This window comes from Kordiimonas sp. SCSIO 12610, from assembly GCF_024398015.1.
GTDB lineage: Bacteria > Pseudomonadota > Alphaproteobacteria > Sphingomonadales > Kordiimonadaceae > CANLMI01.
This window is the reverse complement of sequence record NZ_CP073747.1, coordinates 273,639-298,968: the sequence shown is the minus strand read 5'-3', so window position 1 is coordinate 298,968 and position 25,330 is coordinate 273,639. Positions and strand designations below refer to the sequence as shown.

26 protein-coding genes are annotated in these 25,330 nt (G+C 45.7%); 15 read left to right on the top strand and 11 right to left on the bottom strand.

Features of this window, described 5'->3' with window-relative positions; all coding sequences use genetic code 11:
* Positions 1 to 129: 129 nt before the first annotated feature.
* The 3 genes from KFF44_RS01425 to KFF44_RS01415 all read left to right on the top strand — a co-directional run bounded on the left by KFF44_RS01425 (position 130) and on the right by KFF44_RS01415 (position 2,482).
* Positions 130 to 1,467 carry an SPOR domain-containing protein gene (locus KFF44_RS01425; RefSeq protein WP_255936450.1) on the top strand — a complete coding sequence of 446 codons (1,338 nt, stop codon included), beginning with the start codon at positions 130 to 132 and terminating at the stop codon, positions 1,465 to 1,467.
* A 148-nt stretch (positions 1,468 to 1,615) separates the two neighbouring features.
* On the top strand, positions 1,616 to 2,023 hold the full coding sequence (locus KFF44_RS01420; protein WP_255936448.1) for an Hsp20 family protein: 408 nt from the start codon (positions 1,616 to 1,618) through the stop codon (positions 2,021 to 2,023).
* Positions 2,024 to 2,062: 39 nt separating this feature from the next.
* Positions 2,063 to 2,482 (top strand): secondary thiamine-phosphate synthase enzyme YjbQ, encoded by a 420-nt coding sequence (locus KFF44_RS01415; protein WP_255936446.1) that lies wholly within the window; start codon positions 2,063 to 2,065, stop codon positions 2,480 to 2,482.
* Between the two features lie 6 nt (positions 2,483 to 2,488).
* Here the strand turns inward: KFF44_RS01415 and KFF44_RS01410 are convergent, their stop codons facing one another.
* Both KFF44_RS01410 and KFF44_RS01405 read right to left on the bottom strand, forming a co-directional pair.
* Positions 2,489 to 3,499, bottom strand: a complete 1,011-nt coding sequence (locus KFF44_RS01410) for a YdiY family protein (protein WP_255936444.1) — start codon at positions 3,497 to 3,499, stop codon at positions 2,489 to 2,491.
* Positions 3,500 to 3,599: 100 nt separating this feature from the next.
* On the bottom strand, positions 3,600 to 4,826 hold the full coding sequence (locus tag KFF44_RS01405; RefSeq protein WP_255936443.1) for an MFS transporter: 1,227 nt from the start codon (positions 4,824 to 4,826) through the stop codon (positions 3,600 to 3,602).
* A gap of 125 nt (positions 4,827 to 4,951) precedes the next feature.
* On the opposite strand from KFF44_RS01405, the gene KFF44_RS01400 reads away from it, so the two are divergent.
* Together KFF44_RS01400 and KFF44_RS01395 are read left to right on the top strand one after the other, a co-directional pair.
* Positions 4,952 to 6,589, top strand: a complete 1,638-nt coding sequence (locus KFF44_RS01400) for an ATP-binding protein (RefSeq protein ID WP_255936441.1) — start codon at positions 4,952 to 4,954, stop codon at positions 6,587 to 6,589.
* A gap of 28 nt (positions 6,590 to 6,617) precedes the next feature.
* Positions 6,618 to 8,318, top strand: coding sequence for a hypothetical protein (locus KFF44_RS01395; RefSeq protein WP_255936435.1), 1,701 nt, complete (start codon positions 6,618 to 6,620; stop codon positions 8,316 to 8,318).
* A gap of 17 nt (positions 8,319 to 8,335) precedes the next feature.
* Here KFF44_RS01395 and KFF44_RS01390 read toward each other — a convergent pair whose 3' ends face one another.
* Together KFF44_RS01390 and KFF44_RS01385 are read right to left on the bottom strand one after the other, a co-directional pair.
* Positions 8,336 to 8,500 (bottom strand): DUF1674 domain-containing protein, encoded by a 165-nt coding sequence (locus tag KFF44_RS01390; RefSeq protein ID WP_255936434.1) that lies wholly within the window; start codon positions 8,498 to 8,500, stop codon positions 8,336 to 8,338.
* Positions 8,501 to 8,512: 12 nt separating this feature from the next.
* Positions 8,513 to 9,373, bottom strand: a complete 861-nt coding sequence (locus tag KFF44_RS01385; protein ID WP_255936433.1) for a CPBP family intramembrane glutamic endopeptidase — start codon at positions 9,371 to 9,373, stop codon at positions 8,513 to 8,515.
* 196 nt (positions 9,374 to 9,569) lie between these two features.
* Between KFF44_RS01385 and htpX the strand changes: the two genes are divergently transcribed.
* A complete protein-coding gene (gene htpX, locus KFF44_RS01380; protein WP_255936431.1) occupies positions 9,570 to 10,568 on the top strand; it encodes a zinc metalloprotease HtpX in 999 nt (332 codons plus the stop codon).
* A gap of 25 nt (positions 10,569 to 10,593) precedes the next feature.
* Here htpX and KFF44_RS01375 read toward each other — a convergent pair whose 3' ends face one another.
* Positions 10,594 to 11,607 (bottom strand): adenosine kinase, encoded by a 1,014-nt coding sequence (locus KFF44_RS01375; protein WP_255936429.1) that lies wholly within the window; start codon positions 11,605 to 11,607, stop codon positions 10,594 to 10,596.
* Positions 11,608 to 11,793: 186 nt separating this feature from the next.
* Here KFF44_RS01375 and KFF44_RS01370 point away from each other — a divergent pair, with 186 nt between their 5' ends.
* The 4 genes from KFF44_RS01370 to KFF44_RS01355 are packed head-to-tail and all read left to right on the top strand — an operon-like array spanning position 11,794 to position 13,935.
* Complete coding sequence (locus tag KFF44_RS01370; protein ID WP_255936427.1) at positions 11,794 to 12,495, top strand: EI24 domain-containing protein; 702 nt, start codon at positions 11,794 to 11,796, stop codon at positions 12,493 to 12,495.
* Between the two features lie 2 nt (positions 12,496 to 12,497).
* Positions 12,498 to 12,986 carry a hypothetical protein gene (locus KFF44_RS01365; RefSeq protein WP_255936425.1) on the top strand — a complete coding sequence of 163 codons (489 nt, stop codon included), beginning with the start codon at positions 12,498 to 12,500 and terminating at the stop codon, positions 12,984 to 12,986.
* A gap of 44 nt (positions 12,987 to 13,030) precedes the next feature.
* Positions 13,031 to 13,273, top strand: a complete 243-nt coding sequence (locus KFF44_RS01360) for a DUF6460 domain-containing protein (RefSeq protein WP_255936423.1) — start codon at positions 13,031 to 13,033, stop codon at positions 13,271 to 13,273.
* Positions 13,274 to 13,278: 5 nt separating this feature from the next.
* Positions 13,279 to 13,935 (top strand): DUF938 domain-containing protein, encoded by a 657-nt coding sequence (locus KFF44_RS01355; RefSeq protein ID WP_255936421.1) that lies wholly within the window; start codon positions 13,279 to 13,281, stop codon positions 13,933 to 13,935.
* A gap of 14 nt (positions 13,936 to 13,949) precedes the next feature.
* Here KFF44_RS01355 and KFF44_RS01350 read toward each other — a convergent pair whose 3' ends face one another.
* From KFF44_RS01350 to KFF44_RS01340, 3 genes are all read right to left on the bottom strand, one after another.
* The gene (locus KFF44_RS01350; RefSeq protein ID WP_255936420.1) at positions 13,950 to 14,843 is read right to left on the bottom strand and encodes a GNAT family N-acetyltransferase; all 894 of its coding nucleotides are present in this window, start codon (positions 14,841 to 14,843) and stop codon (positions 13,950 to 13,952) included.
* A gap of 104 nt (positions 14,844 to 14,947) precedes the next feature.
* On the bottom strand, positions 14,948 to 16,261 hold the full coding sequence (locus tag KFF44_RS01345) for an MFS transporter (RefSeq protein ID WP_255936419.1): 1,314 nt from the start codon (positions 16,259 to 16,261) through the stop codon (positions 14,948 to 14,950).
* Positions 16,261 to 16,980 (bottom strand): hypothetical protein, encoded by a 720-nt coding sequence (locus KFF44_RS01340; RefSeq protein WP_255936418.1) that lies wholly within the window; start codon positions 16,978 to 16,980, stop codon positions 16,261 to 16,263. The genes KFF44_RS01345 and KFF44_RS01340 overlap by 1 nt, the downstream gene beginning before the upstream one ends.
* Before the next feature lie 100 nt (positions 16,981 to 17,080).
* Between KFF44_RS01340 and KFF44_RS01335 the strand changes: the two genes are divergently transcribed.
* The 4 genes from KFF44_RS01335 to purH all read left to right on the top strand — a co-directional run bounded on the left by KFF44_RS01335 (position 17,081) and on the right by purH (position 22,561).
* A complete protein-coding gene (locus tag KFF44_RS01335) occupies positions 17,081 to 18,421 on the top strand; it encodes an RsmB/NOP family class I SAM-dependent RNA methyltransferase (RefSeq protein WP_255936417.1) in 1,341 nt (446 codons plus the stop codon).
* A gap of 68 nt (positions 18,422 to 18,489) precedes the next feature.
* A complete protein-coding gene (gene rpe / locus KFF44_RS01330; RefSeq protein ID WP_255936415.1) occupies positions 18,490 to 19,155 on the top strand; it encodes a ribulose-phosphate 3-epimerase in 666 nt (221 codons plus the stop codon).
* A complete protein-coding gene (locus tag KFF44_RS01325) occupies positions 19,148 to 20,929 on the top strand; it encodes a heparinase II/III family protein (RefSeq protein WP_255936413.1) in 1,782 nt (593 codons plus the stop codon). The genes rpe and KFF44_RS01325 overlap by 8 nt, the downstream gene beginning before the upstream one ends.
* A gap of 48 nt (positions 20,930 to 20,977) precedes the next feature.
* On the top strand, positions 20,978 to 22,561 hold the full coding sequence (gene purH, locus KFF44_RS01320) for a bifunctional phosphoribosylaminoimidazolecarboxamide formyltransferase/IMP cyclohydrolase (protein ID WP_255936411.1): 1,584 nt from the start codon (positions 20,978 to 20,980) through the stop codon (positions 22,559 to 22,561).
* Between the two features lie 33 nt (positions 22,562 to 22,594).
* Here purH and KFF44_RS01315 read toward each other — a convergent pair whose 3' ends face one another.
* Positions 22,595 to 23,005, bottom strand: coding sequence for an HIT domain-containing protein (locus tag KFF44_RS01315; protein WP_255936410.1), 411 nt, complete (start codon positions 23,003 to 23,005; stop codon positions 22,595 to 22,597).
* Between the two features lie 105 nt (positions 23,006 to 23,110).
* Between KFF44_RS01315 and KFF44_RS01310 the strand changes: the two genes are divergently transcribed.
* A complete protein-coding gene (locus KFF44_RS01310; RefSeq protein WP_255936409.1) occupies positions 23,111 to 23,497 on the top strand; it encodes a hypothetical protein in 387 nt (128 codons plus the stop codon).
* A 30-nt stretch (positions 23,498 to 23,527) separates the two neighbouring features.
* Here the strand turns inward: KFF44_RS01310 and KFF44_RS01305 are convergent, their stop codons facing one another.
* Together KFF44_RS01305 and KFF44_RS01300 are read right to left on the bottom strand one after the other, a co-directional pair.
* Positions 23,528 to 24,817 carry a TRAP transporter large permease gene (locus KFF44_RS01305; protein WP_255936408.1) on the bottom strand — a complete coding sequence of 430 codons (1,290 nt, stop codon included), beginning with the start codon at positions 24,815 to 24,817 and terminating at the stop codon, positions 23,528 to 23,530.
* Positions 24,814 to 25,329 carry a TRAP transporter small permease subunit gene (locus KFF44_RS01300; protein WP_255936407.1) on the bottom strand — a complete coding sequence of 172 codons (516 nt, stop codon included), beginning with the start codon at positions 25,327 to 25,329 and terminating at the stop codon, positions 24,814 to 24,816. The genes KFF44_RS01305 and KFF44_RS01300 overlap by 4 nt, the downstream gene beginning before the upstream one ends.
* Position 25,330: the final 1 nt, after the last annotated feature.

Here is a 25,330-nt window from a genome sequence, read left to right as displayed (position 1 = left end):
TTGCTAGTAAAACACCCTTTGGGCATTAAAGGTTCATTCATAACTAGCGTTTATCCTAGGTGGTATATGTGAAAAAAGATTCGGGCTTAACAATCGAATCAAGCAAGAAACAGGCAAAACAAGACAGGCATGATGATGAAATTACTCTCTCTTAATAATGCACGTATTCTATTATTGAGCACAAGCATTTTGGCTATTGGTGCCTGTAGTATGCAAAGCAGTAATACTCTTGATGACCTGAAGTTACCCTATTCAAAATCCTTAACCTTTCAGGACAGCCAAAACCCTGATGGCGGTATCAAAGCCGTTGCAGACAACCTTGTCGAAAGCGGTCAGATAGAGGCTGCTATTCCTCTTTATCGTTCCTTGGCTGCAAGCTCTAGCACTCCGGAAAATCTGTATTCCCTCGGCGAAACCTTGTCAAAACTCGGTGCGCACGAAGAAGCTGCCAAGGTATATTCCAAAGCACTTGATAAAGATGCGTCACATGCACCAGCATGGTACGGTGTTGGTCGCTCATGGCTTGCCCTTGGAAGGTTTGACGAAGCCCTTGCTGCCTTTAGTGAAGCCAGCAATTACGGGGAAAGTCGTGCGAGCTCTGGTCGCGGTATTGCACTTGCTGCACTCGGCCAAACAGAGGCCGCTTTAAGTGCGTTTGAATACACCAGTGACACAACAAGCCTGTCGAATAAAGCGCTCGTACTTGCGGCAAGCGGTCAAGCAGAAGCGGCGATTGAATTATTGGAGCCGATCATCGCAAGCGGGGGAAGTCCTCGTGACAGACAAAACCTTTCTATGGCTTACCTAATGGCGGACAGAGAAGGTGATGCTTTCCGCCTTGCTCGTCTTGACCTTGACCCAGCAAGTGTTCAGGAAACATTTACATTTTACCGCACAATTATGAGCATGCCAGCCAACCAACGCATGCGCGCGCTTGTAACCGGTACAATTGACCCTGAATGGACATCAAGCGAAGCCGGTAATCTTGTTGTTGTGGATACCGAGGACAGACAAGAAGCGGCAAAACGTATAATTGCAGACGAGCCGGAACCAGAACCAGTGCCAGAGCCAGAACCCACTCCGGAGCCTGAGCCCGAACCTGAGCCAGAAGAAGATCGCTCAAACTATGAGCTCACAACAATCCCACCGCTTGTTGAGCCAGATGGTTGGGCCCTACAGATTGGTGCCTACAGAACCATTAAAAATCTAATGCGTGGCTGGACCATTTTGTATCGCCAAAGCGGCGATATCTTGAAAGATATCCCACCGCGCAGATCAGAAGTGGATCACGGAAACAATGAAGATGGTCCAAAAGGATTTTACTATCGCCTGAATGCGGGCCCGCTTAAATCTATCGCGCATGCACGTGAAATCTGTGCTGCCCTGAAAGAACGAGGCACCGATTGTTGGATCAGGCCACCTGAGCCAACAGAGGGCAAACTACCCTCACAAGATAGTTCAGAATAAAACAGTAAAACGGGAATATTTGACAAGAATATTCCCGTTTTCTCTTGAACACACATTCACGATCCCCACATTATAGTTCTGTTGCCAATTTTGGAACATTAAGACCAAGAATAGTCACATTATCATCGCCTATTGTGGGGAGAGCTCTATGACACGCATGTCAGTATTCAATAGTCCATTTTTACTGGGTTTCGATCAACTCGAAGAATTAATGGACAGCGTTAGCAAAAGCGCTAACGAAGGCTACCCCCCGTATAACATAGAGCATATCAATGAAAATATGATCCGCATTTCGCTGGCTGTCGCTGGGTTCTCAGAAAATGACCTGGAGATTACCATTGAAAATAATCAAATGCTTATCCGCGGCAAAAGACAAGCAGAACCGGAACGCGCATATTTGCATAGAGGCATAGCAGCCCGCCAATTCATGAGAAAATTTGTATTGGCCGACGGCATGGATGTTGAAGATGCTTATCTGGAAAATGGCCTATTGCATATTAATTTGCTTAGACCTGAACCAGAAATCTCAGTGCGAACCATAAAAATCCGATCATAAGTTTTTACCGTTCCCCCAACAATCATCGGGACCCATTTCATGCAGCAAGCACAAACCTGCTTAAATGTAAACACAAGAGGTGTTGGGTTATATGAGATCACTGCTCACGTTGAGGCATGGTTGCAACCTCAGTCGGTTGTAACGGGCATGCTAACCCTCTTTATCCAACATACAAGCGCATCCCTGACGGTGCAGGAGAATGCTGACCCCGATGTGCAATACGACCTTACGGATGCGCTTGATCGCTTAGCACCTCAGGACATTACGCTCTATAGGCATAGCTCCGAAGGGCCAGATGACATGCCCGCGCATATCAAAGCTGCATTGACAGACGTATCGCTGAATATACCCATAGTGAATGGCCGTTTAGGGTTGGGAACCTGGCAAGGCATTTATGTGGCCGAACACCGAAAATCCGGCCACACCAGAAATATTATATGTCATCTGATCGGTGAATGACCGTAATCAGAAATCATAGGAAACGCTGACACGGCTGATTGTATCGAAGGAAGATGTATTCTCTGGCACCGGAGAGTCGTAATTTGCTTCAAACGACAATCTAAGTGCCAAACTATCTGTTAGCTTTGTCGAAACCTGCGCCACATTGCGAAGCGACGTAAATTCAGTACCAAAAATTGCTGAAGCTTGGTCACTGAATGTAATAGCGTCACTAAGCTTCAGGTTATATGTACTCGATAGTCGACCAATAAGTTCTGATTGATTATCAGCTGGCGTAATAATATTCCCATCATCATCCAAAACAGCAAAAGCACGGTTCAGACGGAAACCTGGCCCGACTTCCACGCGTAACTTATGTCTATCATTATCAACAAGCTGATAACCAATACTCAACGTTTCCGTTAAACGATAATCAAACCCGGAAAAGCGATCGATCTCTATCTGGGTAAAGTTTGAAACAAAGCCTTTTTCCCAAGCGCGCCATACACCATCATAAACACCAACAAAGCGCTCTTGAACCGTTTCGCCGTCACGGCGTGCATAATCAAAATTGAACCGGAAACCATGTTCCCAATCAGTACCGAATTTACGATTAAAACTAAGTCCGATATTACCTGCTTGTTGCGACGTATCACCCGAGCTGCTGTTCGCACCAACCTGAATTTGACCGTTCCATAAAACAGGATCAAGATAATACCATATACCGCGCGCTTTCGAGGCCTCTTCTGCCGCGATCGCTGCTGCTTCTATGCTTTCCAGCTCTTGCGCCTGAGCATTCGTCAGCCATGCAGGGTTGATGGACTTTACCAACTCTAGAATATTGATACGCTCGTCAGGGTACGTATCAACAGCAGTTTTAAAAACAATATCAAATGTTGCTTTATCGCCGTTGGTTGCTGCAGTTGATAACAGGCCTTTAATGCCTTCTGGGACATCTGCCATGCTGGACGGTGACATAATCAAGGCAAACGATAAAGATGCAGCAATGCAACCCACCTTATTCAATTTATAACCCATTGCCCGAGTTTCCTTCTAATTTATATAATATTCTTTGTATGATTGTGAAATGTGGCTTCTTTGAGCATGCATATACCTATGCTTTGCAATAAAAGAAACCCTAAGTTTTCTGAGGGTTTCCAATAACAACCGGCAAAACCAGAGCACATGACAGCAGAGTGGTCACCACACCCATAAGGATCAAATCTGTTATCAGGTGCCCCCGGTCTAAAAGTTCACCCATTAAATAGGGGGCCAAAGCAGTAGATAGAACAGCTATTGAAGCACTAAGTGATTTGATTTGCCCCAAATACCGCGTACCATAAAGTTCTGCCCACATTGCATTGTTAACAGGCATCGCGACACCCACTGTTGCCCCCATCAGAAACATAAATGCAGCAATCCCCAATTCCGTAGTTGCCACAGTTCCAACATAAAGGCCAAGCGCGAGAAGAAGTGGATACAAAGCCAGTAGTTTAATCCCGCCCCACTTGTCCACCAATGCACCAGTCAAGATAGGCAACGTGACAGCACCAATAGCGTTGACCCAGTACAGTGCTGTATACTGCTGTAAACTCCACCCTTTATCTGACGCTATTGTCTCTGCAAAAAAGAAAACCATCGTGATCCAAAACGGCACCGACAAAAGTGCCGGTAAAATAAGATAAAACCTGTAATCTCTGATCACGTCCCTGCGTTTTGACGAATTTATTGATCCTAAATCATCAGTTTCTGTTGCATTTTGACGCTCTAACCAATTTCGATGCCTTGCCTTATGGCCTTTTAACGTCCACCAAATCGATGGCACACCAACCACCAGAAAAATGCAGCCAAATATCGCCCAAACATTTTGCCATACCATCATGTCCATCAAGTAGACGGCAAATGCGGGAAAGGCTGATTGTCCGATAGGAATTCCCAGACCTGCAATCGCAATGGCAACCCCGCGATTGGAGTCAAAATAGCGCGACATTGAGGTCATGGCTGCATGGCTCATTAATCCCTGACCCAAGAGGCGGATGAATAGCATCAGGATCAACACAGCCCACAATGGACCGGCAAATAAAAAGCCAAAGCAGACTATGGCAATAGCCAGACAAAGCGAGAGGATATACTGTGTTAAATCTTTCTGGTCGATCAAATGGCCAAATACCGTTAATCCCACCGCGCTGCCAAGCGTAACGATGAGGTACAAAGATCCAAATTCACTATTATCAAGTGAATATTCCCGCATCATTTCAGGCCGAAAAACGCCGAGAAAATACGTTTGTCCAAAGCTCGAAAAGACGCTGATCAAAACACCAAAAAGCAAAAATCGGGAATTTTTGCGCACAAAACTGAGATTCATGGATAAAGGCCTTAAATAATTGCGCCAAAAATAGCAAAAACATATGAAATTTAAAGACTTTTTAAGCTTAGCCGAAGCAAACTGTATCAACGATTTAAAACGCCTGATCAAGATATCAGAAGATAATGGACTTTTTGCACATGCAACAGGAAGCAAACACATATAACGATAGCTATGCAACACCTCTTGAACAAGGGCGCTTGGGTACGATCATCAATGTCGGCACATCTTCATTGATTGTTGCTGTTAACTCTGACCAGATCGATTCCCGACAACTGGCAAAATCATGCCGAATTGGATCTGTGATCAAGGTACCCGTAGAAGAATGTCATATTTATGGAACGGTCCAAACCGTTCAAACCAGTATGGACGCTGATGACACAATTCTCTTAACTGTTGACTTGCTCGGTGAATTAAGCGGAAGCGGGTTTTCGCGCGGGGTTCGTCACTTCCCGATGCCCGGAAGTGAAGTATATGCAGCTAACGATGCTGACCTCGACGCGTCTTTCGCCCCGAAGCACGAGGGCACTATCAAAATGGGAACGGTGTTCCCCAGCGAAAACACACCCGGTGGTTTGAATGCCGAAACCTTGTTATCGCGGCATTTCGCTGTTCTTGGAAGTACCGGCACAGGTAAATCAAGCACTGTTGCCCTTCTGATGCACCGACTAACAGATATTTCACCAGCTGCGCATATTATCATCCTTGACCCACACAATGAGTATGAACGGGCATTCCTTGATAACGGCGTTCACCTTTCAACTGAAAACTTCTCATTGCCTTATTGGTTGATGAATTTCGAGGAACATGTTGAACTTTTAATCGGGGGAAACACAGAGGGCCGTGAGAGTGATATTGATATTCTGAAACGGTGCCTGTTCGGCGCCCGAAAACGCTCAGCACCGAGCTTGTCTTTATCACGGTTTACTGTTGATACTCCTATTCCCTATAAACTGACTGAACTTGTACAAATCATCGATGATGAGATGGGGAAACTGGACAAAGCCGAAGACCTCAGTCCTTTCTTCAGGCTTCGAAATAAAATAGAAGAACTGCGATCAGATCAAAGGTTTGCTTTCATGTTTTCAGGCCTGCTGGTCCAGGATACATTGTCTGCGACGGTATCAAAACTAATGCGTTTTCCAACCAATGGCCGACCTGTTACCACATTAGACTTATCAGGGGTTCCAAGTGAAATCGTAGATGTTGTTGTATCTTTGTTATCCCGGTTAATATTTGACTTTTCTATGTGGAGTCAGAAACACAGTTCTACAAACCCTATTTTACTCGTATGTGAAGAAGCACACAGATACGTCCCAAATGCTCGGCTTGATGGAAACGGCCGGATTCAAGCCGCGAGAAAATCACTGGAACGCATTGCAAAAGAGGGCAGAAAATATGGTGTTTCGCTTGGCCTCGTATCACAGCGGCCATCTGACTTGTCAGAAGCGGTTCTATCCCAGTGCGGTACGATTTTGTCAATGCGCATGAATAACGAACAAGACCGGGCGTTTGTTGAAAATGCTATGCCTGAGGGAACCAGTAGCCTTCTCTCGGCACTCCCGACACTACAAAACCGCGAATGTATTGTTGCAGGTGAAGGCGTGGGCTGCCCCTTACGCCTGCAATTGGATTTCCTTGAAGAACACCTTCGACCCGCCAGTAATGACCCTAGCTTCCTCAATAGCTGGCGCAGCGATATTGATGGCCCCGACGAATTTGTTAACGACACCATCCTGCGCTGGCGTAAAGGCGTACGTTAAGTAGCCTATTGTGGTCCGGGAGGCACATTTGTCGATTACACAGAAAACACATTATGAGATTCTTGTTAAACAAGTTCGCACCTGGGCAATTCTCGAGGTTAGGAACACACGCGAAGTTGCGCTGAATGATGCTGAGGAAATATGGAAAAACGGCCAATATATTGGCATTAGGGTAATCAAAGAAAGTTTTGATCAGGAATCAAAACAGTTTTCATCGGTTGAAATTTTCAGTCGCGGTATCAACCGAAAAGAATCCAAATATGATAAAACAGGACAAATTGCGCCCTGCCTCAGCCCCAATGATCTCTATAGTATAGATGGCAGAAAATCAATTTGGGACCTTCTGAATAACACGCTAACCCTATGGCAAATAACACCAACCGAGCTACTGCATAATTTAGAGCATTATTACAAGCTTTATAATGAAGGAAATAAGCTTCAGGATGCTGTTCAAAGAACGGCTGTTACCTTTGAGGACGAAGAAAACTCCATCCAAAGCAGAATGCAAAAGCTTTATAAGGTGATTGAACTTGCCGTGACCGTTATGAAACAGGCTCAAGACGATATCCCTTCACTTGACGCTGGCAAATTGAACCCGCTGGTTCAATCGCTATCAGAACGGGCCAATCGGACTTTCCTTCTGTTATCTGCCATTACAAATTATATCAAACCAACATTAACGCTTAGTGATAAATTTGGCCGCATTGCAGTTCTTTTGTCCCCGTCCAGACCATACTGGGTCATGGAAGCGCTGGATCAATTACTGAGTGAATTTTTACTGCACCCTGGCCTAATTGTGCAAATGTTAGGCACAAAAAATGAAGACGATAGAGGGCCGTTTCTCTCACAATTAGTGTATCTGCAAAGCGGTAACCTTAATCTGGTCGATACACCCAATCATTCGGCAAAATTTTCAGATGATGTCCTCAGGATAAACAGTTTTATTTCAGAGAAAAAACTGCCCGCAACCAGACACGTTTTATTAGAGCGCCTAAAACACGAAATCACCGAACCCAAACCTATCAATAATAACGGCTTGAACGCGCAAATTGAGAAGCTCAAAACCCTTCAAGATTTGCTTGTGTCCTTTGAAACCGAGGATCATATCCTCGAAGATATAGAAGACATTATCAACACCCGCATGGGACGGTTAATTAACAGCCAGACCATTGGGGAAATTCTATACGAAATTGAATGCCCATTTGAACAAATCAATACCTTACTGGATATAGAAGAACATACATTAGGGGCGAGTAACAAGCGGACACTAGCAAACTTTATTCTGCCGATATTGTCACGCCCGGATTACGAAACCATTTTTATGGGATTGAATGAAAACCCTCTGCATTGCATGCCTAAACTTGCTGATTTACAAGCGCGAATTTTGAAAACTGAATTTTCTGAAATGCATCGCCGGAAAATATCTGAAGAACTTGATAAATTCTGCCGTACGATCATGGATAGCACCCAGATTTTAAAAAAGGTTCATCAGCTGAATATTAAAATTCAGGATAAAGCGATGAAGCTTTTGACCATGTTGGCGGAAAATTACTTCACTGAGGGCGACTGCCGTGAACAAGCGGAAAAGCAGGTCCGTCTTTACATGAAACAAACCGGATTTACAGAGGGCCTTATAATTGACTTACCGGCTGCAGAGCGACCCATTGCACTTTTAGATTTTCGGGCGTTATTGGAACGCGCTGGGATTAACCGTGTGGATGATATTTGATATAGCCTAGCTGCTATTTAAAAATCGGAAATTATTCCATTATTTTCCCAATCCCCATAACGGGTTGGTTCCGGGCCCTCACGCCCTCCAATCTCTTTAGGTAGTTTGGTATTCTTTTCTTTGCTGTCAGCCTTATCGCCTGCTTCAGCTTCAAAACCAGCTTCTTTTTCAGTATCAGACAAACCTATAATCCCTTATACAGATTGTGATTTCTGATTGTAACGATACCAGACAAATCCCGCTAAAATCAACAGCACCATTGGCATTACAATCCCGAACTCTCCGGCATAAAACGCAGTGCCTTCATATTTTACGGTCATCGGCTGCAAGATATAGAGAATAAAGGTGTTATGCGCAGCATGTAAGACTGTCGCAGGCCAGACGCTTGCAGAACGCACACGCAGGTATGTCATGATAAATGACAGGCCAATGTACCCAAGGGTAAAATTAATCAACTGTATATGCAGATCATATGGTCCAGCATTATAATTTGTATATAAAATCAAAGGGATATGCCACAGTGACCAAAGTAAGCCAGTAATGATCGACGTGGCCGGGAAAGAAAACCGTTCCATCAAAACAGGTGTTAAAAATCCCCTCCAACCAATTTCTTCCCCTAGCGAGGTGATGAGATTCCATAACATACCAACGGTGCTTAGCATAATGATGCCAAAAATCAGGGTTGATGATTTACTCCAACCATAAAGCGCAAACAGGCTACCCAGTTCTTTGATAAAACCATGATCAAATAAGCCACCAAACCCGCTGATCCAGATAATCCCATATGCGATTATTCCATAAATTGCAGGTAACACATAAGCCCACAAATTAAAGGAAAGGGATGGCCATTTCCATCCAAGGTCAGAAATTCTAATCTTATAAATCTTGCATGTGGCGAAAGCGCCTAAAGCAGGCGTCCACATCAAGAGCGCCACATAATAGCGCCTCAGGCCAAGCTCAATCGTTAGATAATAGGGTAACAATGCAAACAGACCTGTCAGCAAGGAAAAAACGAGCACCAAACGAATGGTTTTATCTCTGGACGCTAATGCCATTGTATTTTCTCGTAACTCATTAAAGTCTGCACCATTAAAATTTCTCAATCCTTATCATACGCCCATTGAAAACCAACGGGAAAACCGACTAACTGTGCGCTGTAAACGATCAACAGTTTTGAACAGACTGGAATTTCCCCAATTTGCATCCATATATAATAGCAGAATACACAAACCACGCAGACAAGAGGATACAATGAACCTATTCCGCACCGCTCTTTTAATGGCTGCCATGACGGCTTTATTTTTAGGCGTTGGATTTCTGTTGGGTGGGTCCGGTGGGATTGTCATCGCATTTTTCATTGCCGGTGCGATGAATATATTCGCCTATTGGAACTCAGACAAAATGGTTCTGAAAATGCACGGCGCTCGCCCGGTTGACGCAAGATCCGCTCCCGAACTGCACCAAATGGTCGAACGACTTTCTTATCAGGCTAACCTGCCGGTTCCGAAAATATATATTATTGAGAGCAACCAACCCAATGCGTTCGCGACGGGACGAAACCCTGAAAATGCTGCAGTTGCAGCAACAACGGGCCTATTAGAGCGTTTGAATTACAGCGAAATTGAGGGGGTTATGGCCCATGAGTTAGCTCATATCAAAAACCGCGATACACTAACAATGACGATCACGGCCACAATCGCCGGTGCCATATCAATGTTAGCGAATTTCGCCCTATTCTTTGGTGACAATAGAAACAATCCACTTGGTATTATCGGAACGTTGTTGGTTATGTTTTTGGCCCCTGTGGCAGCAATGCTCGTGCAAATGGCAATTTCCAGAGCACGTGAATATGAAGCAGATAAAACAGGCGCTGAAATTTGCGGAAACCCTCAAGGCCTCGCCAATGCGCTCAGGAAATTACATGACGGCGCCAGTAGAACCCAAAACGCACGCGCAGAAAATAATCCTGCAACCGCCCATTTATTTATCGTCAATCCACTAAAAGGAAAATCGATCGATAGCCTGTTCTCTACCCACCCAAATATGGAAGAACGCATCCGACGGCTGAACCAAATGAAGGGAAAACATACATACTCAAACGCTGACTATGATCCAATCAAGGCAAAATATAAAAGACCGCAGGAAGCACCTCGCCAGGGCACGTTTGGCACTTCAGGCATACCTAATAGCGGTCAAACTACAGCGCCGAAAACATCAAACAAAAAAAAGCCCAAGAATCCTTGGGCTTAATATACGTGCGCTCCCATTCAAGCTGCTACAGGCTTTTCTCTATAGCAAGCGAATGAAGGCTAACCTCAGGGCGTGCGCCCAAATGCGATATAACTTCCGCCGCAGCGAGACTTCCTAATTTACCGCAATTCTCTAACGACCTTCCATTTGTGTAACCATACAAAAAGCCTGCGGCATACATATCGCCCGCCCCTGTGGTATCAAAAACGTCTGCTGCTTCGGCTTCCACCACTATTGTCTCATTGCCTGCGACAACAACAGATCCCTTGGCACTTCTGGTTAAGGCACCAACCTTTACGTGCGGGCGCAGTAACTCCAATGCCTCATCAAAACTATCGACCTCATAAAGCGATTTAATTTCGTCTTCATTGGCAAATAATATATCGACACGATCACGGATCAATTCCAGAAATTCAGCCCTGAAACGGTCAACGCAAAAACTATCCGACAACGAAATGGAAACCAGGCCACCGCTTGCATGAGCATAGTCCATCGCCTTTAAAATCGCAGCTTTCTGGTTATCCGTATCCCACATATAGCCTTCGAAATATGTAACCTCTGCACCAGCAACGGTTGCTTCATCGATATCGTCCACCGTTAACTGCCCGCAGGCACCCAAAAACGTACTCATTGTGCGTTCAGCGTCAGGGGTTACCAAAATCATGCTCGTTGCTGTAGGAAGACCCTCGGTCAATGGCTTGGTATCAAACGAAACACCAATTGCACGAATATCGTGGGTGAACACCGCACCCAACTGATCATCATGAACTTTACCAATATAGGCCACATCACCACCAAAGGATGCGATACCTGCAGCTGTATTGCCCGCAGACCCACCAGAATGCTCCACAGCCGGTGGCATATCGGCATAAATACTTGCTGATGTGTCAGCATCAACCAGCATCATTGACCCTTTAATTCGGTCATGCTTCGCAAGAAATGCATCATCAACACGCGCAATAATATCAACAATTGCGTTTCCAATACATAAAACACCAGACTTGGCTTTTTCTGATAAATTTGTTGTATTTGCGGCCATAGAATACCCTTATTTCTGGACAATTATCCCATTTCAATCATGAAACCCAAGCTTTAGTATATTGAAAGCAAGATAGCGACCCCTAGTTTATAATAAACTGATTGTTGTAACTGAGCGGGAAAATACCTATGTGTTCCCATAAAGCCTGCAAACGATCAACGACAGGCGCAACGACGGAGGAAATCAATGCTTGTCACGGCTTTCAATCGGACATGGGCGCAGTTACTGCATCCAAAATTCAGAACCGTTTTTTTTATCGGGATTATCTCGGCAATTCTTGTTTTGGGATCTTTGATTTATTCTTTATATGAATTTTGGCCAAAGGAATATCAAACCGGTTTTGAATGGATAGATACAGGTGGTTTTACGATGCTTGCAACCCTTGCCAGCTATGTCCTGTTCCCACCCATTGCAACAACCGTAATGTCCTTAATGGCGGACCAAATCGCTGACGCCGTCGAAGATGAATATTACCCCCACCGTAAGGCAACCCGGCGTGTTCCGATTTCAGAGGCGATAGTTTCCGGCCTAAAGCTGACGCTGATATTAATCGTTGTGAATATCATTGCTATTATCCCCTATCTTATCCTTTTTGCCCTGACCGCAGGTGTGGGAACCTTATTATTATTTCTTACGATTAACGGGTTTCTGTTAGGCCGTGAATATTATGAAATGGTCGGTATGCGCCATATGACACGTAGACCCCTTCATATATTTCGCAAAGAAAATAGCGGCACAATTTTTATCACCGGATTTGCAATTGCCGGCATGTTCACAATTCCATTTTTGAATTTACTTGCGCCTATTGTTGGTGCAGCTTTAATGACACATATATTCCAGTTTCTTGCTGAAGACAAAAACCTGAACCTTAAAAAGGAAACAATCTGATTATGCCCTACACTGCTTCACGCATGAATACTGTACCAACACGTTCCATCATCGCAGGTGCATTTATATTAATCTTGAGCGCGTGCAGCAACACGGCAACAAACGTTAACCCAAGTGCCGCTAATACAAGTGCAGCAAGTAACACCGCCGATAACGCACAAACTAATGCTGAGGACACCCCAATCATCAATAATGTGGTGACACAGCCTATTATCGAGGAAAGTAGCGCCCTGCCTGATATCAATACGCTTGCTGGCCTGAACCCGCGTGAGATCGAGAATCTGATGGGCATCCCTGACCTCAAACGGGAAGACGGGAATATTCAAGTTTTCCTTTATGAAAGTTCAACATGTGTCCTTGAGGTGATCCTGAGAGAGAACTCAGATGGTAACCTGAAATCAGAAAGCCTTAAAACCCGTGACAGACAGGGCAACCCCGCAGATAAAACCTCCTGCTTGACCAGTTTATTACCTGACGGTTGGCAGAATTAGTTTCTCGGTTTATCCTAGGCATACTTAGTCGATTGGATCATTAAATGGCATCTAAACGTATTGACGCTGGCACAATTATTAAACTTGCTCTGTGGAGCCTGGCGGTTGGTTTTGTTCTTTATCAATTTAAGGCAAGCCCGGGCGATATATATGGGTGGATTGCGAACAAGATAGCCGGTTTGTGGTCATGGCTTGTTGGCTCAGGGCTTGAATACATGATGCTTGGGGCTGCGATTGTTGTTCCTATCTTCCTGATCTCCCACTTTCGTGGGCGCAGCAAAAGCTAACCATTATGGCAAACTTCTTTAATCCTGACGATATGGGTGATAAACGCCTGCATGCCCCTGCAACTGCGCGAAACCGGGATATCCTTAAAGACGTTTTCCAAAAGCATATACCTAACACAGGTGTTTTGCTCGAAATTGCAAGCGGTACGGGTGAACATGCCTATCATATTGCACCGTCATTAGGTCAGGTTGTCTGGCAACCGACTGACATTGAAGAAAATCACCTTCTTAGTATTGATGCATGGCGTGACCACGCTTTATCAGCAAATAGATCAGAAACGATCAACATCCGACCAGCACAAAAACTTAATATTCTGGATGAGAAAATCCCGCTCTTATATGACAGTGACTTAACGGCAATCTGTGCGATTAACTTAATTCACATCGCGCCTTTCAGTGTTACAGAGGCGCTTATCAGGCATGCAGGAACAGCCTTAAAGCAGGATGGTATTCTGTTTTTATACGGGCCATACAAACAGAACAGCGAACATACATCACAGTCAAATGCTGATTTTGACCAATCCTTAAAGTCACGCAACCCATCATGGGGGGTACGGGATATGGAAACCATTACCGAATTGGCCATGGCAGAAGGCTTCAATGCACCAGAAATCATTCCGATGCCCGCAAATAATTTTTCACTTGTTTTTAAGAAGAGCTAAGCCAAGGCCAGCTTTTACTGAACCGCAGCGATCCCGGCGTCACTATCATTCGCCTGCGTCCCCACATCATAATGTTTGGAGTAGCGCTTCGCGATACGCTCAACAGGCAATAGGATAAATACGTCAGTTGTTCCAAACTGCTCGTCAACAACCGCGCCGTCACCAATAAAGCACCCAAGCCGCAGGTACCCCTTAATAAGAGGGGGTAAAGCACGGCGGGCCTTACGAGCATCGACATCATCGGTTGCCATCGTATTCATGTCAACAAACTGATCTTCAAGTGCCCGAACCTTAAAGTCATCAGCCACAAGGTGATTATGATATAGGTATGCCAATGCTTCCTTGAACTCGGCTGGGTCTACGCCTTCAAAGCTCGCACAACCAAACATATAGGCAATATTGTGCTCTTTCAGGTATTCAGCGATACCCTTCCAAAGCATATTAATCGTAGAATTGGCGCGGTAATTTGGATGCACACAGCTTCGGCCAAGCTCCAACAACTGACGACCAGCACCCATATGCTCCTTGAAACTATCACTATTCAAAGGAGAGAGATCATATTCACCAGACGAGTAGAACCCGCTATGTTGATCCGCAATTTCCTGACGCAATAGGCGGTAAGTACCAACAATTCGCTTACCTTTTGGAAGGTCATGGTCAATCACAAGCAAATGGTCACAAACGGAATCGTATGGATCGATATCACGCTTGGTCATGCGCATACGCCAATCAGGTTTTGCTTCCATTTCATTGTAGAAAATATCATAGCGCAGTTTCTGCGCCAGTTTGATTTCCTTGAATGAACGTGCAAGACGAACCTCGATGCTGCCCTGACGAACATAGGTCGGTGCACCTGCCATAGCTTGTGCCGCGGCAACGCGCGGGCGAATAAGAGCGTATTTTTTCATGCCTTCTCTCCTATACGTCCTCACTTGTATATTCAAGTGACAAACAGGTTACGAGCGTGTGATGCAAAGCTTTAACAGGCTTATGTTACAAATTAGCTTCTCTTTTACTCTTTTTGGGCGCGAATATCCAGCTTCCATAATATTCCCAGCAAAATCAGGCCGGGCACCGCAGCAAATGTTGAGTAAATAAAGAAATCAACCCAGCCCGTCGCTTCGGCGATATATCCACCCGAAGATCCTATGAAGGACCGTGCAAGGCTCGCGAGCGAACTCAAGAGTGCATACTGAGTAGCTGTGAAAGAAACATTACACAGGCTACCAAAATATGCCACTGTGACCGTATTTCCCAAGCCTGTTGCAAAATTTTCAGCGCCTATTGTAAACGCCAGCGCATACACATCGTGACCAACAAGAGCTAACCAGGCAAAGGCCAAATTCGTCACCATCATCAAGACGCCAGTGATAAAAAGCGCTCTGAACGCACCTGCTGCAAAATATAACCAACTACCTAACCCGATACCTATCCATAACGCCGCTGCCCCTACCAGTTTATTGGCGTCAGCAATTTCAGAATCGCTGAACCCCAATTCAACAATTAGAGGTGCCGTCATAATAGCGGCAATCGCATCACCCGCCTTGAAGAAAACAATAAACAGTAAAATGAGATACCAGTTATCCCGCCGCATAAATTCCTTAAATGGAAGGATAACAGCTTCGTATACCCACAAAGCTGTTTTGCTATAATTAGCCGCTTTGTCTTTTTCGTCGGCAATAAAGTTACCTGCTTTTTTCTCTGGCTCACCAACCCATAAGGCGGCTATTACACCCGGGATCAGAAGAAAGATCAGCAATGATAACGCCAAATTCCACCCATAAGCATCTGCGATTTTTAAAACACCATAACCCGCTAATAAATTACCGGCTCGGTACCCAAACACCACCATCGCAGCACCGTACCCTTGTCGGGAGTCATCAACAATTTCAATACGGTACGCGTCGATCACAATATCCTGGCTAGCAGACAGAAACCCTATAAGGACGATAAGGAAAGCAACTGTTTCTATCTGCTGGTCTGGTCGCAAAAACGACAAGCACAAAATGGCAATTGCCAGCATCCCTTGAATTAAGAACATCCAGATCCGGCGGTGCCCGACAATTCGGGCCAACACACCCAATTCTAGCCGGTCAATTATCGGGGCCCACAAAGGCTTCAGGACATAGGGTGTTGTTGCAAGCGCCAACAGCCCAATCGTTTTTTTATCAACGCCGTAACGCGCGAGCCAAAACCCGGATAAGCTTATCACTAACGTTAATGGAAACCCTTGGGAAATACCCAGAAGGAATGTCGCAAAAACCGGCTTTTCAAAATATGCTCTTAAGCCAGCTTGTATCGTATTATTTGCGTTTACTTCATTCATTATACAGCAATCTGTTCTGATTTAACCACAACCCAAAGCGCAGAAGATGCCGCGATCAAATTACAGTCCTGATCATAAATTGCCGTTCCGCAAAAGCGTTTTCTGCCACTTGCTCCTTTGCTCCATCCCATCACAAATGCCGTGCCTTCACATTTGATTTTTGCCGTGATCTTGGTTGTCATACGCGCAAGAAGCGCGGGTTCACCATATGCACATGCTGCATACCCCGGACAATCAAGGGCGGACCAGATGTAAACAGGGTCAACAAACCCATCTTTGTCCGCGAGGCTTTTATGAAGTTTCCAATTGGCACCGACATGCCCATCATACCCAGTAATCGGTTTCGCATGGATACAAAGCCCGTCCCCAAGGGTACGCGCGTCACCGCAAACAAAACAGGTATCAAAAGGCTGAAATTTAACGTCTGAGGGGTGATCATCGTATGTCAGGCCATGTGATAGGCTTGGAACCTCAAGGTCCGGTATAGCGGATTTCCCCACACCATATATAGTTTCACCAGTATGCAGAATAACACCGTCCTCATTCCTTGATATTTCCATCGCAGTATCAAGAGGAGGTGGCAACCTAAGGGATACCTCGGCAGCACCTTTAATATGCGCGCCAACCAAGCCGGAGACATATCCCCCATTACCGCTCGATGGTGGCCCATTGAAACGGCGGGCAATGATAACATCCGCTAATTTTTCACCTATGGTCATTGTGCTTTTTACCCTCTCTTTTCCTCCACACTACTGGCAGCGACAAAAGATTTGCAAGTAACTGCTTTCATAATGCCGGAAATTATGGTCAAAAGACGCCATGAAGACAGAAAATCAAAACAAACCCTCTGAAGCAAATCTAACCGGCATAGCAGCACGCGAAACCGCTGTTCGGGTATTGATGGCCGTTTCATTGAAAAACCGCCCGCTCGAGATTGCCTTTGATGATATGGCAAGCGAAGCAAAGCTTGACAGCAGGGACCGTGCCTTTGCCCTAAATATTGTTATGCTCAGCCTGCGCCGATACGGCAGCCTTAACTATATTGCATCAAAGCTGCTTGACCGTGGGCTTCCTCAAAATGCGACATGGACCAAGGCCGCTATTGTTATTGGGTTGGCACAAATTCTTTTTATGCGTGCCGCCGACTTTGCCGCTGCCCATCAAATGGTTGAACTCATCAAACGGCTACCTGGCAAAGAAAAAGGATTTTCTGGCCTTGTAAATGCGGTATTGCGCAGGGCAGTACGTGAAAAAGATAAACTTCTGGACATTATTGATAATGATCCCAATCAAGACCTACCCAAGTGGTTACGTGATCGCTGGACAAAGACATATGGTGCTGACGCAACAAAAAAATTAGCTATGGCACTACGCAATGAACCCATGCTCGATATCAGCGTTAAAAACCCCGCAGAAATCGAGGCAATTGCTGAGAGTATTGACGCCCAAGCTATGCCCACTGGCTCCCTCCGGCGCAGTTTTACGGATGTAAAAAAACTGGAAGGTTATGATGAGGGAAAATGGTGGGTGCAGGATTTATCAGCATCCTTGCCAGCTAAGTTATTTCCCGATTTGAAGGGCAAACATGTTTTGGATATGTGTGCAGCACCCGGCGGGAAAACCATGCAACTTGGCAGCCTTGGCGCAAATGTAACGGCGATAGATCGTTCTAAAAATCGTTTGAGGCGACTTCAGGATAATCTGGACCGCACCAAGCTATCTGCCGATATATTCACGGCAGACGCCGCTAGCTATAGCCCGAAAAAACCAGTTGATCATATTTTGCTAGATGCACCCTGTAGTGCTACAGGGACATACAGGCGTAACCCAGACCTGATGATCCACAAAAGCCCGGAAGACATTCAAAAGCTATCCAGCCTTCAGGCTCGTATCCTCAATCATGCATATAGCCTGTTACCTGTGGGTGGAACGTTGATCTATTGCGTATGCTCAATCGAAGCAGAAGAAGGCATTGAGCAAATCAATCATTTTCTGAGCGAAAACCCAACTGCCGAACGCCATATCATTACTGCTGAAGATGTTGATGGAATTGAAGAAATTGTCACCCAAGATGGTGATATTTTGTGCCTGCCACATCATGTAGCAGACATTGGCGGAATGGACGGGTTCTACATTTCACGACTTACAAAATGTAAATAGCAAAATTTTTAGCGAATCATTGTATTCTGGCGCTTGCAGCGACTCTTGCAAACTGTTAATAAACGGTCATGCAACACACTATAAAAATCGCCCCTTCAATCCTGTCCGCTGATTTCGCGCGACTCGGTGAAGAAATTAAAGCCATCGACGCCGCTGGCGCTGACTATATCCATATTGATGTTATGGACGGTCATTACGTACCGAACATTACAATTGGCCCTGATGTAGTTAAGGCAATCCGTCCTTACACGGACAAAACCTTTGATGTTCACTTGATGGTTGCACCTGTCGACCCTTACATCGAAGCCTTTGCTGATGCGGGTGCCAATATCATTACTGTACACGCAGAAGCAGGGCACCACACACACAGAACTGTTCAAGCCATCAGGGCGACGGGTAAAAAGGCAGGCATATCCCTAAACCCATCAACGCCTGAAAATGTCCTTGAATATCTGTATGAGGATTTGGATTTGATCCTGGTTATGTCCGTAAACCCCGGATTTGGTGGTCAGTCGTTTATTTCAAACCAATTGCGTAAGCTTGAAGCGATTCGTAAGCGTATTGATCAATTGGGCTTAGATATCGAACTAGAAGTTGACGGCGGTGTTAATTTTGAAACGGCGCCTCAAGTTATTGCGGCAGGGGCAACCGTTCTGGTCGCGGGTAGTGCGACATTCAAAGGCGGTGAAACCGCATATGCTAATAACATCAAAACCCTAAGAGGCGATGGATAATTCAAGTGTCCCCGAACAGGCAAAGCGAACAATGACTGCAGCCTATAATGAAATTTCTGTTTCTCCTCAAAACAGCCCCGCACAGTCAAAAACGCTGAAGCGCGCAGACAAGCATGCCAATTCCTCAACACTTAAATTCGCTGGGCGCATGGTACGCGAATGGGGCTATAGCAATGATTTATACAAACACCGGCTAAGTGGCAGGCACCCCGTACAATTACTGGCCAGCCCCGATGACCCCGCACCAGGCAATGCAACTCTGGGCTCCGCGCTGCTTGGCGGTGATATGTTATTTGGAAATGACAGCCTCAGCATTAATGAACGGTTCTGGACACGCTTGGATGAGAAAAACACGAGCTTTTTTTCGTATGGACACCGGTTTCATTGGCTTCAGGATTTAGCGCAAGTTAAGGATCAGCAGCAGGCGCGTGAAACTGGTGAGTTTTTAACGCGGCGCTGGCTCGATCTATATGGCACGACATGGCGCGGTGATACATGGAATGCTGAAATTCTTTCGAGACGACTTATTAATTGGTTAGCGCACGCACCATTAATTTTGTCATCGAGTGATCTTGTGTATCGCTCTACAGTCTTATTATCAATGGCGCGACAGGCCCGTCATTTGCTGAGGGCGCAAAATGATACTGACATTGGATTACCACAAATCTATACAGCATCAGCGCTAACGCTATCAGGCTTATTATTACCAGGTGGAAGTGCTTGGTTCACACGCGGGATTAAAACCCTTGAAGCCATTATTCAAGCCTTCATTCTGCCTGACGGCGGTCCTGCAAGCAGAAACCCGTCTGATATTATCAAATCAATCCAGACACTGATTTTGGTAAGAAATGCATTTCGCGACGTACAGAAAGACCAACCCGTTTGGTTGCAGCCTGCAATAGACAGGATGGTTCCATTCATTAAGGCCATGCGTCATGAAAATGGTAATCTATGCCATTTCTCTGGCTCCTCAGCGGAAGGCGGCCACGGCACAGATGCTGTTCTTGCCGTTAGTGAGGCCAAGGGCAAAGCCCTCGATAGCGCATCACACACAGGATATCAAAGGCTTAAAGCCGGCAATGGTTGCCTGATTGTGGACGCTGGGCCGCCGCCCGCACAAGATATTTCCATGAGTGCTCATGCAAGCACTTCTGCGTTTGAATTTTCCAGCGGTAGTGAGCATATTATTGTTAATATGGGCAGCGCCGCTACGCATGGTCCAATCCCTGAACTTCAAAAGATGTGCCGGACAACTGCGGCACATTCAACACTTATAATTGCTGATCGAAACTCTACAAAGATTAACGAGGATGGCTCTCTTGGAAAAGGGGTAAACGAAGTTAGCTTTAAACGCGAGTATGTCGATGGTTCTGCGAAGTTAGATATCGAGCATGACGGATACCTGAGCCGTTTTGGTGTAACCCATTCACGCAGCCTTACCCTTAGGCATGACGGCCTAAAGCTGTCCGGTATAGATAGTTTGGACGGTGTTGATAGAAGGCGCTTGAATGGTGCAGAAGCCCTTATTCGCTTTCATTTACATCCATCTGTTACGGTTGCATCGACACCGGACGGGCGAATTACGCTTGAAAGCCAAAGCGGGAAGCTATGGATTTTTGATGTGGTTGGTGGCACCTCAAGGTTGGAAGATAGTCTGTATCTCCCAAGGCCAGATGAAATACGTCCTACAAAGCAAATTGTTATTCGGATTTCACCGTCTGATGAAGCAGCGCTCTCTTGCAAATGGTTTCTGGAGCGCATAAACACCCGCTAACCAAATTCTGAAATTTTGTCGCTAACCCACAATGGCAAGGACCTGATTGTGACCGATTTTGTATCTATTAAACGCGCCCTTCTTTCCGTATCCGACAAATCAGGCCTAATAGACCTGGCCAGAGCCCTCGAAAAAGCAGGGGTTGAAATTTTATCTACCGGTGGATCAGCAAAGGCGATCAGAGACGCAGGCATTAGCGTTACAGAAGTCGCTGACTATACAGGTTTTCCTGAAATGATGGATGGCCGCGTCAAAACACTTCACCCCAAAATTCATGGTGGACTGTTGGCGCTTCGCGATAATGATAATCATGTTGGTTCCATGAACGAACATGCCATTGGCCCGATCGACCTTGTTGCAATAAACCTTTATCCCTTTGAAGCAACGGTCGCATCAGGGGCTGATTTCGATACATGCATTGAAAATATCGATATCGGCGGCCCTGCAATGGTGCGCTCAGCGGCCAAGAACCATCGATTTGTTACCATTGTTACAGACCCGGCTGACTACCAAGATATCATCAATGAAATCGATGAGAATGGTGGTACCAGTTTCGATACGAGAAAAAAACTAGCCGCCAAAGCGTACAGCCGTACAGGATCATATGATGCTGCAATTTCAGCTTGGTTCGCAGAACAAACCGATACTGCATACCCTGACCGGATTGCCTTTGCTGGTAGCAAGGTTCAAGACTGTCGGTACGGCGAAAACCCACATCAAAGTGCCGCTTTCTATAAAAACGCTGAAGAGCGGCCTGGTATCGCTACAGCGACACAGCACCAAGGTAAGGAACTTTCCTACAATAATCTAAATGACACTGATGCGGCGTTTGAACTTGTTAGCGAATTTGGTGCTGATACCCCGACTGTTGCCATTATCAAGCATGCAAACCCTTGTGGTGTCGCAACTGGTGGCACGATGAAAGAAGCCTATCTTAAAGCGCTAAAATGCGACCCTGTATCTGCGTTTGGTGGGATTGTTGCCCTTAACCAGACATTGGATGCAGAAACCGCAGAGGAGATCGTAAAGGTTTTCACTGAAGTCATTATTGCCCCCGACGTTAGCGATGACGCGAAGGCAATCATTGCAGCCAAGAAAAACCTGCGCCTCTTAACAACAGGCGGCCTTGCTGATCCTATGCAATCAGCAAAAATGATCAAATCCGTTGCCGGTGGCTACCTTGTCCAGAACCGCGACACAGGAAATATCACACTGGACGATTTGAAGGTGGTTACCAAAAGGCAACCTAGCGAAGCTGAGCTTGCGGATATGCTGTTTGCCTTCAAAGTCGGGAAGCATGTAAAATCAAATGCAATCGTTTATGTTCGCAGCGGTATGACGGTAGGGATAGGCGCTGGACAAATGAACCGCCGCGATAGTTCTAGAATTGCAGCGATCAGGGCAGGTGAAGCCGCTGAAATGGCGAATGAGAGCGATAGCCTCGCGAAAGGTTCAGTTGTTGCATCAGACGCCTTTTTTCCCTTTGCTGACGGCCTTTTAGCCGCGGCAGAAGCAGGCGCAACTGCGGTTATCCAACCAGGCGGTTCCATGCGTGACCAGGAAGTTATCGATGCTGCTGATGAAGCTGGACTTGCAATGGTATTCACCGGAATGCGCCACTTCAAACACTAATAGTTGTTTAGTATGCGATTAGAGAAGCCCTTGCTAACAGGCCAGGGCTTCTTTTATTTTACCAATAAGGTCCAATCGCTCCTCATCAACATATTCTATTCTTGGTACCGCCCCCCAGACAGGATTTGGCCATGCGGCATCATTTTCATGCCGCGCAATAATATGGACATGCAGTTGCGGCACCATATTACCGAGCGCTCCTACATTCATCTTATCTGCCTTAAAAAGCTTTTGTATCACTTCGCTGGCAGTTGAAATTTCCTTCATCAATTGTGCCCGATCGCCCTCAGACAATTGATACATTTCCCGAATATTATGGCGTTTTGGCACCAGTATCACCCATGGGTAATTGGCATCATTCATCAACAAAACCAGCGATAAAGGAAGCTCGCCCACAATATCACAATCGCTAACCAATTGAGGGTGTAAGGTAAAATCACTCATTATATAGCCTATTTATAGGTTTGGTCGCTGTAAGGTATTCTTGAAAACCGCAACTGAAGTCATATCTAATTTATATAATCATAAAATAACCGCGAGGAAAATCATATGACACGCAGCACTGTTCCCTTCAAAATTTCTGACAGCTATGAAGGTTTTGCCGAATCGATCGGATTGTTGGCCGTAACCCGTGATGAAATAAGGCTGGACTTTGAAACTCAGGATGCTCTTTTTGGTATGTTTAGGTCGGGCGTTAAAAGCGTTACCATCCCCCTTGATGCCATCGATGAGATCGGATTTACCAAAAGCATCTGGGGCAATAAAATCGAACTACGGCTCAATAGGCTGGACCTGATCCGGTCTATCCCCGGTCAAAAGCATGCCGAAATTAAATTATCAATCGCCCGCAAACACGCAGACCTCGCAAGCGACGCCATTCGTTCTATCCAACTTAGAATAGCTGAAAATGAATATGATGAAGCCTTAAGCGCTTAGAGTTATTGTTTTGAAATTTGGAGCGGTCAACTACTGAACTGGCCATAAAATTATTTGTGGCAAGGCTGTAATCAGTAAAACCATTGCTGCCAATATCAAAAAGAACGGTACACTTGCTCGCGCTATTTTTGAAATAGGCTCACCCGTCAGTCCCTGTACAACGAAAAGACTAAATCCGATTGGCGGGGTAATTTGTGACATCTCAACAACGATAACCAGAAAGATGCCGAACCAAACAGGATCAAAACCAGCGGCAGTAACAAGCGGCAGTGCTATTGGCAAGGTCATCACGATGATCGAAAGCCCATCAAGAAACATACCCAGAATGATATAGAAAACTAGCAATATCAAAATCAGCAGAAACGGCGAAAGTTCAAGCGCTGCAATACCACCAGCAATGGCCTGCGGGATCGTGAAAATTGCCATCGCTTTGGAAAGAAAAAACGCTCCCGCAATGATCAACCCGATCATAGAGGATGTTTTAACCGCCCCCATAACTGCCTCAATGATCGATGTCATACTCAGGCTTTTCTGCGATAAAGCGATCAGGAAGCTACCAAGAACGCCAACAGTTGCTGCTTCACTCGGCCCAACAAAACCAGCATACATCGAACCGATCACAGCAACGATCAACCCAAGAACAGGAAGCAACCGCGACAAGGAAATCCAGATAGATACATCATCTTTGTTTTCATCTGGGACAACTTTGGGGCCTAAGTCAGGATTTAGGAATAAACGTATCGCAATATAAAGAATATATGCACCTGCGAGCAACGCACCGGGAACAATCCCCGCAATAAATAAATCAAGAATGGATGTATTCGAGAGCACACCGTAAATGATCAAAATCAGACTAGGTGGAATTAAAAACCCAAGTGTTCCAGCCCCGCACAATGACCCAATTGAAAGGCTTCGGTCATAACCGCGGGCATCAAGCTCGTTCAGGGTGATCCGACCGACGGTTGCTGTTGTCGCGACCGAAGACCCCGACACCGCAGCAAATAAGGTGCAACCAATAATATTAATATGCAGAAGTTGGCCTGGGATGGGCCGCATAAAACGCGCAAGGGCCTGTACCATATCGCTTGCAACCCGTGTTCTAAACAATATTTCCCCCATCAAAATGAAAAGAGGGAGCGCTGCAAGCTCTGGTGAATTCAACCCGCGCCAGATATCACCGGCCAGAAATGTTGCGACATCAATATCCCGAAAAACAAATAGGGTCCCAGCCCCAACAGACATAAGAGCGAGACCAACCCAGACCCCAACACCCAGCATAACAAACAGGAGGAAAACACCGCTGATGATAATGCCAATCATACATCGTCTCCTGCCACCTGATTGCTCCAGATTAATCTTAGGAATTTCGATGTTAAACCACACAGCAATACAATTGGGCCGATCGCTACCAGCAACTGTGGTATCCAAAGCGGCGTCTGACTAGGGAAATAAGAAACAGTTCCCGCTACAAAGGTATCAAATGCAAAACGTACAGCTGCAAAGCCCCAATAGGCAGCAATAGCTATACTGAGCATCATCGCCAAAAGCGTAAATACCGCCTTTGCATGGCCGCTCAATCGCTCCTCCAGCAAGGTGACCCGAACATGCGTACCGTCCTTTAAGGCTTGACCACTCCCCAGCATTAAAATCACAGCAACCAGATAACCGCTATATTCCACACTGAAGCTAATACTGGTGCTAAATAGGTTCCGGACAAATATTTCTACCGTACCAAGCAAGACTAAAATACAGAGTAACAAAGCCGCTAAATAAGCAGAATACAGGCAAACCTTATCGAGAAACTTAGTAATATTTTGAAAACTGCGCGGCATA

Excerpts from the sequence above, each read along its gene's own strand:
- KFF44_RS01425 (WP_255936450.1), top strand. The coding sequence starts at position 130 with ATGATGATGAAATTACTCTCTCTTAATAATGCACGTATTCTATTATTG.
- KFF44_RS01420 (WP_255936448.1), top strand. The coding sequence starts at position 1,616 with ATGACACGCATGTCAGTATTCAATAGTCCATTTTTACTGGGTTTCGAT.
- KFF44_RS01415 (WP_255936446.1), top strand. The coding sequence starts at position 2,063 with ATGCAGCAAGCACAAACCTGCTTAAATGTAAACACAAGAGGTGTTGGG.
- KFF44_RS01410 (WP_255936444.1), bottom strand. The coding sequence starts at position 3,499 with ATGGGTTATAAATTGAATAAGGTGGGTTGCATTGCTGCATCTTTATCG.
- KFF44_RS01405 (WP_255936443.1), bottom strand. The coding sequence starts at position 4,826 with ATGAATCTCAGTTTTGTGCGCAAAAATTCCCGATTTTTGCTTTTTGGT.
- KFF44_RS01400 (WP_255936441.1), top strand. The coding sequence starts at position 4,952 with ATGGACTTTTTGCACATGCAACAGGAAGCAAACACATATAACGATAGC.
- KFF44_RS01385 (WP_255936433.1), bottom strand. The coding sequence starts at position 9,373 with ATGGCATTAGCGTCCAGAGATAAAACCATTCGTTTGGTGCTCGTTTTT.
- htpX (WP_255936431.1), top strand. The coding sequence starts at position 9,570 with ATGAACCTATTCCGCACCGCTCTTTTAATGGCTGCCATGACGGCTTTA.
- KFF44_RS01375 (WP_255936429.1), bottom strand. The coding sequence starts at position 11,607 with ATGGCCGCAAATACAACAAATTTATCAGAAAAAGCCAAGTCTGGTGTT.
- KFF44_RS01370 (WP_255936427.1), top strand. The coding sequence starts at position 11,794 with ATGCTTGTCACGGCTTTCAATCGGACATGGGCGCAGTTACTGCATCCA.
- KFF44_RS01365 (WP_255936425.1), top strand. The coding sequence starts at position 12,498 with ATGCCCTACACTGCTTCACGCATGAATACTGTACCAACACGTTCCATC.
- KFF44_RS01360 (WP_255936423.1), top strand. The coding sequence starts at position 13,031 with ATGGCATCTAAACGTATTGACGCTGGCACAATTATTAAACTTGCTCTG.
- KFF44_RS01355 (WP_255936421.1), top strand. The coding sequence starts at position 13,279 with ATGGCAAACTTCTTTAATCCTGACGATATGGGTGATAAACGCCTGCAT.
- KFF44_RS01350 (WP_255936420.1), bottom strand. The coding sequence starts at position 14,843 with ATGAAAAAATACGCTCTTATTCGCCCGCGCGTTGCCGCGGCACAAGCT.
- KFF44_RS01345 (WP_255936419.1), bottom strand. The coding sequence starts at position 16,261 with ATGAATGAAGTAAACGCAAATAATACGATACAAGCTGGCTTAAGAGCA.
- KFF44_RS01340 (WP_255936418.1), bottom strand. The coding sequence starts at position 16,980 with ATGACCATAGGTGAAAAATTAGCGGATGTTATCATTGCCCGCCGTTTC.
- KFF44_RS01335 (WP_255936417.1), top strand. The coding sequence starts at position 17,081 with ATGAAGACAGAAAATCAAAACAAACCCTCTGAAGCAAATCTAACCGGC.
- rpe (WP_255936415.1), top strand. The coding sequence starts at position 18,490 with ATGCAACACACTATAAAAATCGCCCCTTCAATCCTGTCCGCTGATTTC.
- KFF44_RS01325 (WP_255936413.1), top strand. The coding sequence starts at position 19,148 with ATGGATAATTCAAGTGTCCCCGAACAGGCAAAGCGAACAATGACTGCA.
- KFF44_RS01315 (WP_255936410.1), bottom strand. The coding sequence starts at position 23,005 with ATGAGTGATTTTACCTTACACCCTCAATTGGTTAGCGATTGTGATATT.
- KFF44_RS01310 (WP_255936409.1), top strand. The coding sequence starts at position 23,111 with ATGACACGCAGCACTGTTCCCTTCAAAATTTCTGACAGCTATGAAGGT.
- KFF44_RS01305 (WP_255936408.1), bottom strand. The coding sequence starts at position 24,817 with ATGATTGGCATTATCATCAGCGGTGTTTTCCTCCTGTTTGTTATGCTG.
- KFF44_RS01300 (WP_255936407.1), bottom strand. The coding sequence starts at position 25,329 with ATGCCGCGCAGTTTTCAAAATATTACTAAGTTTCTCGATAAGGTTTGC.